The 13,424-nt window shown below is 37.9% G+C and carries 16 protein-coding genes; all 16 read right to left on the bottom strand.

Annotated features, from left to right (window positions below):
• Positions 1 to 49 precede the first annotated feature (49 nt).
• Complete coding sequence (locus tag O3598_RS00305) at positions 50 to 964, bottom strand: ATP-dependent 6-phosphofructokinase (protein ID WP_005379222.1); 915 nt, start codon at positions 962 to 964, stop codon at positions 50 to 52.
• Positions 921 to 1,619, bottom strand: a complete 699-nt coding sequence (locus O3598_RS00300; protein ID WP_005376271.1) for a shikimate kinase — start codon at positions 1,617 to 1,619, stop codon at positions 921 to 923. Before O3598_RS00300 ends, O3598_RS00305 begins: the two co-directional genes overlap by 44 nt.
• Positions 1,620 to 2,138: 519 nt before the next feature.
• The gene (locus tag O3598_RS00295) at positions 2,139 to 2,459 is read right to left on the bottom strand and encodes a hypothetical protein (protein WP_371451369.1); all 321 of its coding nucleotides are present in this window, start codon (positions 2,457 to 2,459) and stop codon (positions 2,139 to 2,141) included.
• Between the two features lie 235 nt (positions 2,460 to 2,694).
• On the bottom strand, positions 2,695 to 3,549 hold the full coding sequence (locus tag O3598_RS00290; RefSeq protein ID WP_371451368.1) for a hypothetical protein: 855 nt from the start codon (positions 3,547 to 3,549) through the stop codon (positions 2,695 to 2,697).
• Between the two features lie 13 nt (positions 3,550 to 3,562).
• Positions 3,563 to 3,835, bottom strand: a complete 273-nt coding sequence (locus O3598_RS00285; RefSeq protein ID WP_371451366.1) for a hypothetical protein — start codon at positions 3,833 to 3,835, stop codon at positions 3,563 to 3,565.
• A 115-nt stretch (positions 3,836 to 3,950) separates the two neighbouring features.
• Positions 3,951 to 4,400, bottom strand: coding sequence for a hypothetical protein (locus O3598_RS00280; protein WP_259334833.1), 450 nt, complete (start codon positions 4,398 to 4,400; stop codon positions 3,951 to 3,953).
• A 100-nt stretch (positions 4,401 to 4,500) separates the two neighbouring features.
• Positions 4,501 to 4,926, bottom strand: coding sequence for a hypothetical protein (locus tag O3598_RS00275; RefSeq protein WP_371451662.1), 426 nt, complete (start codon positions 4,924 to 4,926; stop codon positions 4,501 to 4,503).
• 2 nt (positions 4,927 to 4,928) lie between these two features.
• A complete protein-coding gene (locus O3598_RS00270; protein WP_118353977.1) occupies positions 4,929 to 5,387 on the bottom strand; it encodes a hypothetical protein in 459 nt (152 codons plus the stop codon).
• Positions 5,345 to 5,848, bottom strand: coding sequence for a prepilin peptidase (locus tag O3598_RS00265; RefSeq protein ID WP_329844789.1), 504 nt, complete (start codon positions 5,846 to 5,848; stop codon positions 5,345 to 5,347). The genes O3598_RS00270 and O3598_RS00265 overlap by 43 nt, the downstream gene beginning before the upstream one ends.
• Positions 5,849 to 5,922: 74 nt before the next feature.
• Positions 5,923 to 6,336 carry a competence type IV pilus major pilin ComGC gene (locus O3598_RS00260; RefSeq protein WP_005376366.1) on the bottom strand — a complete coding sequence of 138 codons (414 nt, stop codon included), beginning with the start codon at positions 6,334 to 6,336 and terminating at the stop codon, positions 5,923 to 5,925.
• A gap of 16 nt (positions 6,337 to 6,352) precedes the next feature.
• The gene (locus O3598_RS00255; RefSeq protein WP_371451364.1) at positions 6,353 to 7,525 is read right to left on the bottom strand and encodes a type II secretion system F family protein; all 1,173 of its coding nucleotides are present in this window, start codon (positions 7,523 to 7,525) and stop codon (positions 6,353 to 6,355) included.
• 9 nt (positions 7,526 to 7,534) lie between these two features.
• Entirely contained in the window at positions 7,535 to 8,536 is a 1,002-nt protein-coding gene (locus O3598_RS00250) for a type IV pilus twitching motility protein PilT (RefSeq protein WP_005379255.1), read from the bottom strand.
• 22 nt (positions 8,537 to 8,558) lie between these two features.
• Entirely contained in the window at positions 8,559 to 9,575 is a 1,017-nt protein-coding gene (locus tag O3598_RS00245) for a GspE/PulE family protein (protein WP_038148830.1), read from the bottom strand.
• 221 nt (positions 9,576 to 9,796) lie between these two features.
• Positions 9,797 to 11,083, bottom strand: coding sequence for a phosphopyruvate hydratase (gene eno / locus O3598_RS00240; RefSeq protein ID WP_005379220.1), 1,287 nt, complete (start codon positions 11,081 to 11,083; stop codon positions 9,797 to 9,799).
• A 27-nt stretch (positions 11,084 to 11,110) separates the two neighbouring features.
• The gene (gpmI, locus tag O3598_RS00235) at positions 11,111 to 12,634 is read right to left on the bottom strand and encodes a 2,3-bisphosphoglycerate-independent phosphoglycerate mutase (protein ID WP_371451362.1); all 1,524 of its coding nucleotides are present in this window, start codon (positions 12,632 to 12,634) and stop codon (positions 11,111 to 11,113) included.
• An 18-nt stretch (positions 12,635 to 12,652) separates the two neighbouring features.
• The gene (gene tpiA / locus O3598_RS00230) at positions 12,653 to 13,423 is read right to left on the bottom strand and encodes a triose-phosphate isomerase (RefSeq protein WP_316705825.1); all 771 of its coding nucleotides are present in this window, start codon (positions 13,421 to 13,423) and stop codon (positions 12,653 to 12,655) included.
• Between the last annotated feature and the right edge of the window lies 1 nt (position 13,424).

The raw sequence follows: 13,424 nt of genomic DNA, 5'->3' as shown, positions 1-13,424 counted from the left end.
ATTGTACTAGAATTTTACCGATTATACAATATAATTTTACGAATTCATTTTAATGACTCAATATAGAGATTAATTCATACTGACTTTTATCAATGCCAAACTTCATTGTTTTAGCGTTTTCATAGGGTATAGCTCGAATCTGACCATCAACATACCCAGTAATACAATTATGCTCTCCACGTACTAAGCAATCCACTGCCAACTCACTCATACGAGCAGCTAAAATGGCATCTAATGCAGATGGTGCACCGCCGCGTTGTAAATATCCAAGAACTGTTAAACTTGGATCAAAGTATGTATGTTGTTTAATATACTCTTTAACCTCACCACTAGAGTAGGCCCCTTCAGCAACGAGTATAATACTATATTCTTTACCTAACTGATGAGTCTTATTAATATGTTCACATACCTCATCTAATGGCATTGGGTATTCAGGTACTAATACAAGCTCTGCACCACTCGCCAACCCAGCTTGCAATGCAATGTGTCCTGCATGACGCCCCATAACTTCGATTATAGCCACTCGTTCATGAGAGTTTGATGTATCCCGAATACGTCCTACCGCATCAACTACAGTATTAAGTGCGGTGTCAAAACCAATCGTATATTGAGTACCATTCATATCGTTATCAATGGTACAAGGAATGGTTATCGTAGATTGACCGAGCCGCATCAAAGCCTCTGCACCAGCTTGTGATCCATCACCGCCAATAACGATTAAATGATCGATACCAAAATCTTGTAATATTCGATAGGCTCGTTGCTGCACATCTAAATTTTTAAACTCTGGATAGCGAGCCGTTCTAAGAATTGTACCGCCAGTGGTAATAATACCGCCCACATCACGAGCGTGTAAAGGCCTTATTTCACTATTAATAATGCCCTCAAATCCTCGTTCTATACCATATACGCTAAAGCCCTCATGGATTGCTTTTCTTGTGATGGCGCGAATGGCTGCGTTCATTCCTGGTGCGTCTCCGCCGCTTGTTAGTAATGCTATTTTTTTCATGTCTATTTCCCTTCTGCTGCTTTGGTTCAGCTTGTATGTCTTTAGACACAATTTCAGTTGTTTTGGGTTGTCTTCGCGCCTTAAATTGAACACCTATAGCATCCAATTGACGCTCAATTGCTTTCATAAAATCATAGGTACGTCCATTAGTCGTATCCAATACATAATCACACTGTTTATATACTGGCTTCCATGCCTGAATCATATTATGAACAAAGGCAGAAACATTGGTATAATCCATCGTTGGTCGTTTGCCCACACGACGATTGACGCGGCTTACAATTCGGTATTGTGCCGCTCGTATACCTATAATAAAAGAAAATTTCTTAAGCGATCTAAGCGTTCTATGCTCTATAGGAAAATTTCCACCTACACTAATAACCGCCTCGTGATATAGGGAAACTTTTTTTAGAACCTCTAATTCAGCACGACGAAATGCTTTTTCACCAATCTTTTTATAAATTTCTGCAATGGGCAACCCAAAACGACCTTCTAATACTCGATCGGTATCCACGAATTGCCATCCTTTTAAATCTGCCAGATTACGTCCAAAATGGCTTTTTCCACTTCCCATGGACCCAATGAGAATAATATTTCGTTTTACTATCATGTTACTATTGCCCCTTATTCTTACGTTAAAATTTATTTTACTATAAAATTGGCATAAAAACAAAAATGAACATACAATAATGAGAATTATTACTCATTATTGTATGTTCATTTTCTTTACATCACTAATGGCGTAACCTTGCATGTAAAAAATATACTATTTCCTTTTGTATCAATAGACATAATCTGTATATGACAATACTTTATCTTCTGTTGCACCATATTATACCAAGATAAAAAGGACTGACTGGTTCCAACCAGAGTCAGATCTAATGCATCATCATGATGAGAACTACTCGTTATAATTAAAGGTTCTCTATTTATACTTTGATATATATCATCTACCCAATATTCATGCAGCAATAAGGATGAAATCAACTCATATGTATTAGAAGATAAAAATTGCTCTTTTACTGTAGTTTCCACTTGGTAATATTCAATGTTCTCTACCACCGCTTCATATTGCTCTGTATAATATCTATATATCCATAACGAAGAAAAAGCAATTATAATGCTTATACTACACGCTAGGAATATCCTCCTTAGGTTTGGTGTCATGCTGTTTTGTATGTCCATCCAAATGGAATGAACAAGGTCCATCTGCTTTTTCCACTTGTTGTTTCCCATCACAAATCACCTGTTTCATATGAGCTTGAATATATTGAACATACGAATGATAAGCTTCATCATTTGTTGCATCACCATCAACAGTAAATCCTCCATCAGAAAATTCTATATGTCGTAACGTAATGGTTCCTCTTGTTGTCATAGCTCCATCCAATAATGTAACAAGACAATATTGATTGTCTAATTGTGCGCCATGTTGTAACAACCGCGACATGGTATCCTCCATAGCATGATATTGATCTCGTATATGCTTGGAATGTTCATCCATCTGTATTTGTTCGTACTTCGCTACCTGTTCAGTATAAGTTTTATAAGAATAGACCCCCATACCAAGACAAAAAGCACTGAGTAATATAATCACTCCTGCAGTAGCATATATATACAACTTATATTTACATAGCCAAATATACCATCGTAATGAACGGGGCATAAAATTTATTAATCTTTCATTACCATCCTTGTCCAATCCACCGTAACCCCCGCGTAGCCATTCCAATCGCCATATCCCAATCTAATTCACCTAATGTGCAACGCGTGCGACCTCGTCCAAGAAACATCATAGGTATATATTCGGTATTTCCGTATACCTCTTGTAATGCGCTTATATCGATACGCAGCTCTTCATTTAAATCATCAGTATTATAAAAATGTATACCTTGAATTTCTTCTACGCCAAATCGCTGCAACATTTCTTCCATTTCAATCAATGCGGTACTAATATCTGCACCATTTATCTTTACAATACATTCCTTCACACAAGTATCCTTCCACCAAGCCCATAAATGCATACCGGCTGGTTCTACGATACCCGTAACCGTTCCTGTTCTATGCATCAATCCATACGTAACTGGTAATGGCCAACAGTCAATAGTATCGACAGGTGCACATGTATCGCGTATACCTTGGCGTAGTAATTCAAGTTCATGCCGGTCTACGGCGGCTAAAAACAAATAATAATTATGTCGTGGATACTCTCTACGGCAAGCATCAAGTTCAAATTCATGTTCTCCAAAATTAAATGTATCTTCTATATTCCACTTTATAAATTCCTTTACATCAAAATCATGAGGATCAAAACTAGCCATCGTCATTTCCGTAGGTATACAAGCAACAATACTATATTCACCCTCTTCTAAATTATAAGTATTGATAAATTCAGCTATATCTTCATCAATTGTACTAGACCGTTTCATTTCCATTGCATCAGTAATAATCATAGTTTTATTTTCAATATGTGCTGTAGTGGCAACAATTCTATCATCCGTAATACAAAGCCCTGTATGTATCTGTTTTTTCTCTTTCATAGTGATGTCCTCCTTAATATGGTTTTACACTAATAACCTCTAATGTATGATTTTCTTTTTCTTTTACATATATGTGAACACGACTTGATACACCATCTAAAACAGCACAGCTCATCACATGTTTAGGATTACTAACCTTTGGGTCCGCCTTAATATATATATGGATAGTATCGCTTTTTTCCACATCAATAGCCTCGCTATAATCCCAACGGCCACCGTTATTGCAATACGTACAGAACCATCGTGCACCACGCTCTGCTGCATAATGAGATGCAATAAGTCTCATTTCATCCGTTGTATTACTTAGTGACAGGGTCGCAAGCCTATTCATTCCTAAAATAAGTACTAATAAAATGAGCATAATATATATGGCTACATAGCTAACCATGCCAGAAGAATAGTCAGAGATGCTTCGTTTTTTTAAACCAATCTGAATGTGTTGATACCGCCGTTGCCACCTCATACTGTGCTATGCCTCCATACCCTTTTGCATACTCTGTTTGACTATTAAACCGGTTATTTATAGACCATTTAAAAGTAACCAATCTATTAGGATTCATAGAAAACGGTTTGGTAGCATCCAGTTTACGCTTATCATCAGTACCTATGATGCGGCTTCCACTCAAGGGTTGTAAGCTACCATCACTTAATTTTCTATATAAGGCCCTTCTAGTAACGGTAAACGCAGTACGGCTTGTATCATTGATAGATAACAGGTCTCCCTGATCATTGATGGATACCATAGAATGATTCCAAATAATATGAGATACGATAGCGCGTCTTGTATAACGGCCATCCTCTAACATGGCCAGGCTATCATCAATTCGCTCGGTCCATATATAACACGTCATACATATTGTCATGATTACGAGAATCACGAAAGAACTAATCAAAACGCTAATAAGTAAAGATGGTAATATAAATCCATTGAATGATTTTGTCCTATGCTTTTCAACGATAACTCGGTCCAAGAAACGTAGATATTTCATAAATAGTAACTCCATTATCAACGGCTTGTACGCTAAATCGTAGTATAGATACACCATTTACCACTTCTTCTGTAACACTTTGTTTAAATGTTATATTGGATAAATTATGTCCATTCGATGATGAGATAGTTCCTGTTGTTGGTACACCACCAGAATCATATACCGCTTTCCCTGCTTCTATATAAGATAATGAATCCTGCAATATATAGTCATGAGTATACGTAGTCTTTACTATCGATAAGGTACTACTCAAGACATAAAGTATGATTGGCAATATGAGTAATACTAAGGTTACTGCCATAAGTGCATCACCATATAAAAATCCAGATTGTTCTGTTCGTAATCTATGTTTGTAGTTTGGATACGTTCTTATTTGTACACATGTCATAATCACAATGATTCCCACCGAATACGCCCTGTTTGTACAGAGATCCATATGCGATTTGTCGCACCGGTTTGTAAGTCTTGTAAAATAAATTCTGTCCCATCATAAGGCAATCCATAAGCAGAAAAATAAACGCGCTTCATAGTATGAGCACTTTCTATATATTCTGGTAATTCTATCTCTACATGATGCTGCATAAGCCCTTCTTGAATTGAATAGGAATGTTTCTTTAAAATAAATTCACCTTGTGCCATCCGCTCGTCTCGGTGGCCTAACATAGCCCATAATTGAACCTTCTTAATAGCTAATACGACTTCTTCAGTACTTCTATTCAACTCATGACGTGATGGTATGGTAACGATACTACTTAGGCCTATACCAATCAAGGATAGTAGAATGGTAATCGCCACAAGCCACTCTACTAATATAGAGCCATTACAATAATGTGTTTTATCACCGACCAATATATCGCCTCCCATACATTAGCAAAATGCAAAGCACTCCATGCACCAATGCACAAGAAAGGGCCAAAAGGAATATACCGTCTACCTGTATTACGAATACTATATAAGCTGGCGAGATAGAGGATACTAGCAAAACAAGAAACGTAAATCATAACTATAATTTGTATGTTTGTTAGCCATATGGATATAGCACTCATCCATTTAATATCGCCCCAACCAAGACCACCTCGACTCAATATGCGTAATGCAATACTGATACTAGCAACGATCAAAACATGTACACAGGTGTCGAAAACTGCATGCTGTTCAACGATGCTATAAAGGATACCTATAATCGTAAGAGCGATAGCACCTTCATCGGGTAATATGAAATATAGCTTATCAATGGTAGCACCTATTACGAGAAATAGTGAAAAGAAGCTATAACATATAATTTCAAATAGTGTGTAATTCCTATACATTAATGGGATTACAATTGACAATATCCATATAACTAAACAGATATATTCCTTTCTCCCTTTCATTGCAAAATCCTTTATGTTTCAGGGGCCGTAACGACTACAGACTTACCGGCATTACCAGCAACTTGTTCATAGGTAATAACATATTCCTTACCTTTTGTAGTTTTAACATGCTCCGTTAAGTAACCTTCTTGATATAATTTTTCTACTGTTGGTGGCGTATCTAAACTTTTATCAATCATGTAGAGTTGTGTCGCATTACGTATGATTTGCATATCTGCCACTTGTTTAGCATTTTTTGCCTTATCGGCAGCGGACATAAATTGAGGCATTGCAATAGCTGCCAAAATAGCAATAACAGCTACTACCACCATAAGTTCTACCAGTGTAAATCCACCTTGTTTAGTTCGTTGCATGCGACGCAAACTAATATATCTAAAAAACGATCGTTCTAATTGAGTTAGTAGTTCTCTACAATACATAAGCATTTTAAAAAGTCTCCTTTCATTGACCACCTAGAGATGATATTGATGTAAATAATGGATACATGACGGATATAACGAGGACTGCAATGCCAACGCCCATAATAGTGAGGAGTATAGGTTCCATAAGGCGCTCCATTCTTGCTATATATTGTGTTAACAACGATTCATAATAGTGACTACAATGATTCAACATGGCTACCAATTCACCACTTTCTTCTCCAACAGCGACCATTTGCCATATAAATGGGTTCCCTACAGACGATGATTTTAAACTTTCACAAAAAGAATGTCCTTTACAAAGCATGTCATAAACTTGATTACTACAGGATTCACCATACGAATTTCGCCATATATGCTTTGTAATATCTATAGTATTGATAATTGAAATTCCCGAATCTAGCAATAATGACCAAATATGTAAAATATTCGTGTAATATAGAGATGTTAAAAATGTATTATGTTGAGCCAACTGCCATAACCATCTATCAAATCTATATCGAATTGCAGATTGTTTAAAAGCATATATGAGTATTCCAATAAAAACCACATGCCCACTAACATACAGTAATGGATGTTCTCGAAGGGAAGTTCCTAATACAAATAAACCTTTTGTCATCCATGGTAATTCTATATGCATAGTAGCAAATACGCGGGTGAACGATGGAATAATAAATAATATAGTAACCAAGAAAAATACATTCATAAGCACCAGTAAGAATAGAGGATATGAAATAGCACTTACTATCTTTTGTTGGTATTTTCGTTCTCGTTCATAATAAGAAGCTATATACTGCAAAGCTTCCCCAACATTCCCTGACATTTCACCACTTTCAAGCAATGCCAATGCTATAGGAGGAAATCCTTTTTCTCGAAGAGCCTCTGATAAAGGTTGACCTCGTTGTATACCCTCGTATAAAGAGCGATATAACATCGTTTTTGAGCCATCTATTAAAAGTTCTAGCGAACGCCTAAGGGAAATACCTGATTGTAGTAGTAATCCCAGTTGATATGCTGTGGTACTCACTTGTTTATGATTCCAACGTACCGATTTGCTAGAGGATCTAGCTATACTACAAATGACATATCCTTCTAACTTGAGTTTAGTGCTAACCTCATCCTCAGAATCGGCCCATAATAAGCCTTGTATTCTTTTCTTGTCTGTTGTTATCGCTGTATATTCATAAGCATTCATGTAATTCCTCTATGATAATTGTTGTTCCAATAAAGCATGTAATTGGTGAACTGATCCATATTGCGTTTTTACATCACGCACTGCCATTTCTAATGTCTTCATGGGGGCCTGCGTTTCTTGGATTGAAACAATTTGAGGTTCCTTTCGATTTCTAATTAGATTTGCCACTGCATTCGTATTTAACAGAATATCCCGTATTGTTATAAACGAGGTTTCCCATCGTAACAAACGTTGACATATGACTGCACGCAATACTTGTGATACTTGACTGCGCACTTCATCTTGTTGTTCACCAGGAAATAAAGATATCATGCGTTGCACGGCCATAACTGCTCGTTGTGTATGCATGGTTGCAAGCACAAGATGACCTGTTTCCGCAGCATGTAATGCGGCCTCTAACGTATCTCGGTCTCTCAACTCTCCTACCATAATGACATCTGGATCCTCTCGTAAGGCATCACGTATCCCATGCGCCATCGAATCCACATCAATTCCGAGTTGGCGCTGATGAATAATTGACTGCAATGGTATGAACTCATATTCCACAGGATCTTCTAACGTTATTATGTGTTTATTCATAGTTTTATTTATATATTCTATGCAACAAGCTAAGGTATATGATTTGCCACTACCTGTAGGGCCTGTAACAAGGACTAACCCATCATGATATTCACAAATTTGTTTTAATACATCACTATCTTTAGATGTATCAAGCGATAAATTAGCATGACAGAGTAATCTCAATGTTCCACAAATTCTATGATTAGCCCTATAAATATGAGCCCGAATTCGAATGCCATTGCTGGTGAAAGCATTATCTACAGAGTGCCATTCATCATGTGTGACGCCACATCGTTGTAATACATCTTTAATCATATCCACACTGCAAATACTTGAAATAGATTCCAACCCATTAGCAGCTCGAATATAAATCGGTGTTCCCACCTCTAAATGTATATCAGTAGCACTATGCTCTAACGATAGGGAAATTACATCTTCTATTGTTATCATCGAGTCGGTTGTCACTACACAATCACAATAAGATGCCTGCACGATGTACCTCCTCTACTGTTGTAATGCCCGAATTAATAGCAGTCTGCGCCGAATCTTGCAATGAAACATATAGATATGTATCAACATGATTCCAATCAATATCACTAGATGGTATCTCTACATATTCAAACAAACCTAATCGTCCTTGATAAGAATTTGTAGTGCTATTAATACGTCTTACAAGACGCTGCGATAGTGAGCCAATTAACGTAGCATGTAATAAATATGGTTCAACTCCCATATCAATAAGGCGTCCAATAACACCTAGTGCGGTATTCGTATGAACCGTGGTAATTACACGATGTCCGGTTAAAGCGGCTTTTACAGCTAGCTGTGCCGTCTCATGGTCTCGTATTTCACCAATCATAATAGAGTCAGGATCTTGCCGTAATACAGTGCGTAACCCTTTCGAAAAGGTAAATCCAATCTTTTCATTAATCCCTATTTGAATGGCTCCATCAATGGCCGCTTCTACAGGATCCTCTAAACATATAAGTTTTGTTTCCTTTAAATTCAACATGCGTAACATGGCATATAAGGTAGCCGTTTTACCACTTCCCGTAGGTCCACAAATAGTAATGAGACCATAGGGTCGTTTTAGTAATGCGGTAATCTTCTCCTGTAAATCGACTGACATACCCAGTTCTAATAAATTTTTGTGCACCCCTTCATTTCCCATTAGACGACACACAATGGCCTCACCATATAGACTAGGCAAACTAGATACACGCATGGTGACAGCATACGATTTAGCTGTCCATTCCCATCGCCCATCTTGAGGCAATCTCTTTTCGCTAATATCCATGCCACTGAATACCTTGATGCGGTTCACAATCATTTCCGCATCAGTAGCATCGATAAACATATAATCCGTTAATAATCCATCAATTCTCAATCGTACTTGTACACCATCCGGAATAGGATCAAAATGTATATCACTAGCACTAATCGTAATGGCATACGTAATGATTGAATCCAATGCAACATCTACATACAATGTCACCCCCTCCTTCATACCTTGCGGTGTGTTTATACATCACCTTTGCTCATTGCACTATGTAATTCTGTACAACAAGAAAAACTCCTCTTTATTTCTAAATAATCCACAATGCGTGTACAGGTACGCAAAAAAACAACAAAAAAAGAGACTCTCTTGAGTTTTCACTACTCAAAAGAGTCTCTTATCTAGTATGTGATTCTAAAATAAAATGTATTATTCTATTTTTTCAAATTATAGAATACTGCATCACCTTTATATTGTGCTGTTTCGTATAACATTTCTTCAATGCGAAGCAATTGATTATATTTAGCAACACGTTCAGAACGTGCAGGCGCACCTGTTTTAATTTGGCCCGCATTAACAGCTACTGCGATATCTGCAATAAATGTATCTTCTGTTTCGCCTGAGCGATGAGATACTACGCATGTGTAGCCAGCGCGTTTTGCAGTTTCCATAGCATCAAAGGCTTCAGTTAATGTACCAATTTGATTTACTTTTACAAGAATGGAATTAGCTACACCAAGGTCGATACCCTTTTCAAGACGTTTTGTATTAGTAACGAATAAATCATCACCTACAAGTTGAACACGCTTACCAAGACGTTCTGTTAATACTTTCCATCCATCCCAATCTTCTTCTGCAAGGCCATCTTCGATAGATACGATAGGATATTTATCGACTAAGTATTCATAGAAATCAACCATTTCGCTAGCGCTCAATACTTTGCCTTCGCCTTCTAGATGATATTTACCATCTTTATAGATTTCACTGGAAGCCACATCGAGAGCTAATTTAAAATCTGTACCAAGTTCATAACCGGCACGTTTAATAGCTTCGCAGATTACTTCCAAAGCTTCTTCATTAGATGCTAAGTTTGGTGCAAAACCGCCTTCATCGCCTACAGCAGTGCTGAGACCTTTATCGTGAAGCACGGATTTCAATGTATGATATACTTCTGCACAGCTACGCAATGCATCGCTAAATGTTTTGGCCCCTACTGGCATAATCATAAACTCTTGAAGGTCTACATTATTATCAGCATGAGCACCACCATTTAGAATGTTCATCATTGGAACAGGAAGTTCTTTAGCATTAAAACCACCTAGATATAAGAACAAAGGCAAATCTAAAGATTCAGCAGCAGCACGTGCCACAGCCATAGATACACCTAAAATTGCATTGGCACCCAAGTTAGCTTTGTTATCTGTGCCATCAAGTTTAAGCATTAAATTATCAATCGCCACTTGTTCAGTCGCATCATAGCCGATAATAGCTGGGCCAATTTTAGCATTTACATTGTCTACAGCTTGTAAAACACCTTTGCCACCATAGCGTTTTTTATCGCCATCGCGAAGTTCTACTGCTTCAAACATCCCCGTAGATGCACCAGAAGGAACTGCAGCTGTTGCAATTGTACCATCTTCTAAACATACTTCTACTTCTACTGTAGGATTACCACGAGAATCCAAAATTTCACGAGCTACGACTTGTTCAATTACTGCCATAATACTACCTCTTATTTATATACTAAATTAATCTAATAACAAACTTTCACCGGTCATATTACTTGGCTTATCAATATGAGCCAACGCTAACATTGTCGGTGCAATATCACATAATTTACCTGATTTAAGTTGTTTATGTATATCCTGAGCTTCCACTAAAATCAATGGCACAACATTCGTTGTATGGGCTGTATGAGGTTTTCCAGTCTCATGATTCACCATTTGCTCTGCATTACCATGATCGGCGGTAACTAAAAGCTGACCTCCAACCTCTAATATAGCCTTCGCAATACGTTCTAATCCTGCATCCACAGTTTGAATTGCTTTCACTGCAGCTTTAAAATCTCCTGTATGCCCTACCATATCTGGATTTGCGTAATTTAGGATAATCATATCGTATTGACCACTATGAATGGCATCAACTACCTTAGCTGTCACCTCAGGAGCACTCATTTCAGGTTGTAAATCGTAGGTTGCCACTGCTGGAGAAGGCACAAGAATACGGTCTTCACCTTCAAAGGGAACCTCATTACCGCCATTAAAGAAATATGTTACATGTGCGTACTTCTCTGTTTCAGCAATACGTAATTGACGATAGCCACCCTTAGCAAGGACTTCACCTAATGTATGATGCAACGTATCCTTTTCATAGACAATATGAACAGGCAATCCATCCTCATACTTAGTCATTGTCGCCATAAAGATAGCTATAGGTTCTCGTTTAAAACCTTCAAAATCAGGTAATATTAAAGCCTTCGTCAATTCACGAGCTCTATCAGGTCTAAAGTTACAGAATATAACGGCATCTCCATCAGAAATCATACCTTCTGGCTCGATAACTGTAGGCACTACAAATTCATCATTAACACCATCATTATAGGATTGTGTAACTGCGTCACACGCAGAATTAGCCTTATTACCAACACCATTGACAATAGTATTATAGGCTAATTCCTCACGGTCCCACCGGTTATCGCGATCCATCCCATAGTAACGGCCACTTACAGTAGCAATTTTCCCACAGTTTATATCGGACATAAAGGATTCTAAGTCCTTAAGATAGGTTAATGCTGATTGTGGTGGCACATCGCGTCCATCGAGAAGCGCATGCACATATACCTCTTTAATGCCTTCATGTTTAGCACCAGCAATTACGGCCTTAATATGCTCTAAAGAACAATGTACATTGCCATCAGATACAAGGCCAATAATTTGTAATTTACCATGCTTAGCATGCTTGTATAACTCTTGTATTACAGGCTTTTGAAAAAACTCGCCACTCTCTACATCCTTCGTAATACGCGTTAAGTCTTGATATACAATACGGCCGGAACCAAGGTTGAGATGTCCAACTTCTGAATTACCCATTTGCCCTTCTGGCAAACCGACTGCAAGACCTGAAGCTTGTAATGTTGTATGAGGATACGTATCCCACAAATAATTAAAATAACTTGGTTTTGCTTGTACTACGGCATTCGTCGTATCTGTTTGGTCCCCCATACCAAAGCCATCTAGGATGACTAGCATTACGGGTGCCTGTAATTTTGCCATATTTATACCTCTAGTATGTTATTTACTTACGTCTTGAGCCTCCATGATGATTTCATTAAATTCATCCACGATTAACGAAGCGCCTCCAACGAGGGCTCCATCAATATTAGGCTCACTTAAAATTTCACGCGCATTATTAGCCTTTACACTACCACCATATTGAATTCGAACTGATTCTGCTACAGCAGAGGTATATAGTTCCGCTATATAATCACGTATGGATTTACATACTTCCTCTGCTTGATCAGCAGTCGCAGTCTTGCCCGTACCAATAGCCCAAATTGGTTCATAAGCGATAATCAATTGTTCCACTTGATCCGCTGGAATATCTTGTAATGCACATTGTAATTGTCCGTGAATGAAAGAAATCGTTTCATTTGCCTCTCTCTGAGCAAGGCTTTCACCAACACAGACAATAGGTTGCAAATTATGATGAAATGCACTCTTAATCTTTTCATTAACCATAGCATCTGTTTCACCATAGTACTCACGGCGTTCGGAATGGCCAATAATGACATAGGACACACCGAGTTCCGTTAACATCAACGGAGAAACTTCGCCAGTAAATGCACCAGCATCATGATAATCCATATTTTGAGCCCCTACGCCAACCTGTGTATCTCGTGTTAAGGACACAGCTCTCTCAAGCGCAGTAAAGGGTGGACAAACTACTACTTCACAGTCCAAGTTTTTATCACCTAGAAAACTAGTAAATGCTTCAATCAAGATAGAACCAGATGCAATGGTTCCGTTCATCTTCCAGTTTCCTGCAATAATTTGTTTTCTCATA

The organism is Veillonella atypica (assembly GCF_041431435.1).
Taxonomy (GTDB): domain Bacteria; phylum Bacillota; class Negativicutes; order Veillonellales; family Veillonellaceae; genus Veillonella; species Veillonella atypica.
This window is presented reverse-complemented; position numbering and strand designations above follow the sequence as displayed.

Coding starts and splice junctions, on each gene's coding strand:
- O3598_RS00305 (WP_005379222.1), bottom strand. CDS start 964: ATGAACGCAGCCATTCGCGCCATCACAAGAAAAGCAATCCATGAGGGC.
- O3598_RS00300 (WP_005376271.1), bottom strand. CDS start 1,619: ATGATAGTAAAACGAAATATTATTCTCATTGGGTCCATGGGAAGTGGA.
- O3598_RS00295 (WP_371451369.1), bottom strand. CDS start 2,459: ATGTCGCGGTTGTTACAACATGGCGCACAATTAGACAATCAATATTGT.
- O3598_RS00290 (WP_371451368.1), bottom strand. CDS start 3,549: ATGAAAGAGAAAAAACAGATACATACAGGGCTTTGTATTACGGATGAT.
- O3598_RS00285 (WP_371451366.1), bottom strand. CDS start 3,835: ATGAGACTTATTGCATCTCATTATGCAGCAGAGCGTGGTGCACGATGG.
- O3598_RS00280 (WP_259334833.1), bottom strand. CDS start 4,400: ATGACGTGTTATATATGGACCGAGCGAATTGATGATAGCCTGGCCATG.
- O3598_RS00275 (WP_371451662.1), bottom strand. CDS start 4,926: ATGACATGTGTACAAATAAGAACGTATCCAAACTACAAACATAGATTA.
- O3598_RS00265 (WP_329844789.1), bottom strand. CDS start 5,848: ATGTATAGGAATTACACACTATTTGAAATTATATGTTATAGCTTCTTT.
- O3598_RS00260 (WP_005376366.1), bottom strand. CDS start 6,336: ATGCTTATGTATTGTAGAGAACTACTAACTCAATTAGAACGATCGTTT.
- O3598_RS00255 (WP_371451364.1), bottom strand. CDS start 7,525: ATGAATGCTTATGAATATACAGCGATAACAACAGACAAGAAAAGAATA.
- O3598_RS00250 (WP_005379255.1), bottom strand. CDS start 8,536: ATGATAACAATAGAAGATGTAATTTCCCTATCGTTAGAGCATAGTGCT.
- eno (WP_005379220.1), bottom strand. CDS start 11,083: ATGGCAGTAATTGAACAAGTCGTAGCTCGTGAAATTTTGGATTCTCGT.
- gpmI (WP_371451362.1), bottom strand. CDS start 12,634: ATGGCAAAATTACAGGCACCCGTAATGCTAGTCATCCTAGATGGCTTT.
- tpiA (WP_316705825.1), bottom strand. CDS start 13,423: ATGAGAAAACAAATTATTGCAGGAAACTGGAAGATGAACGGAACCATT.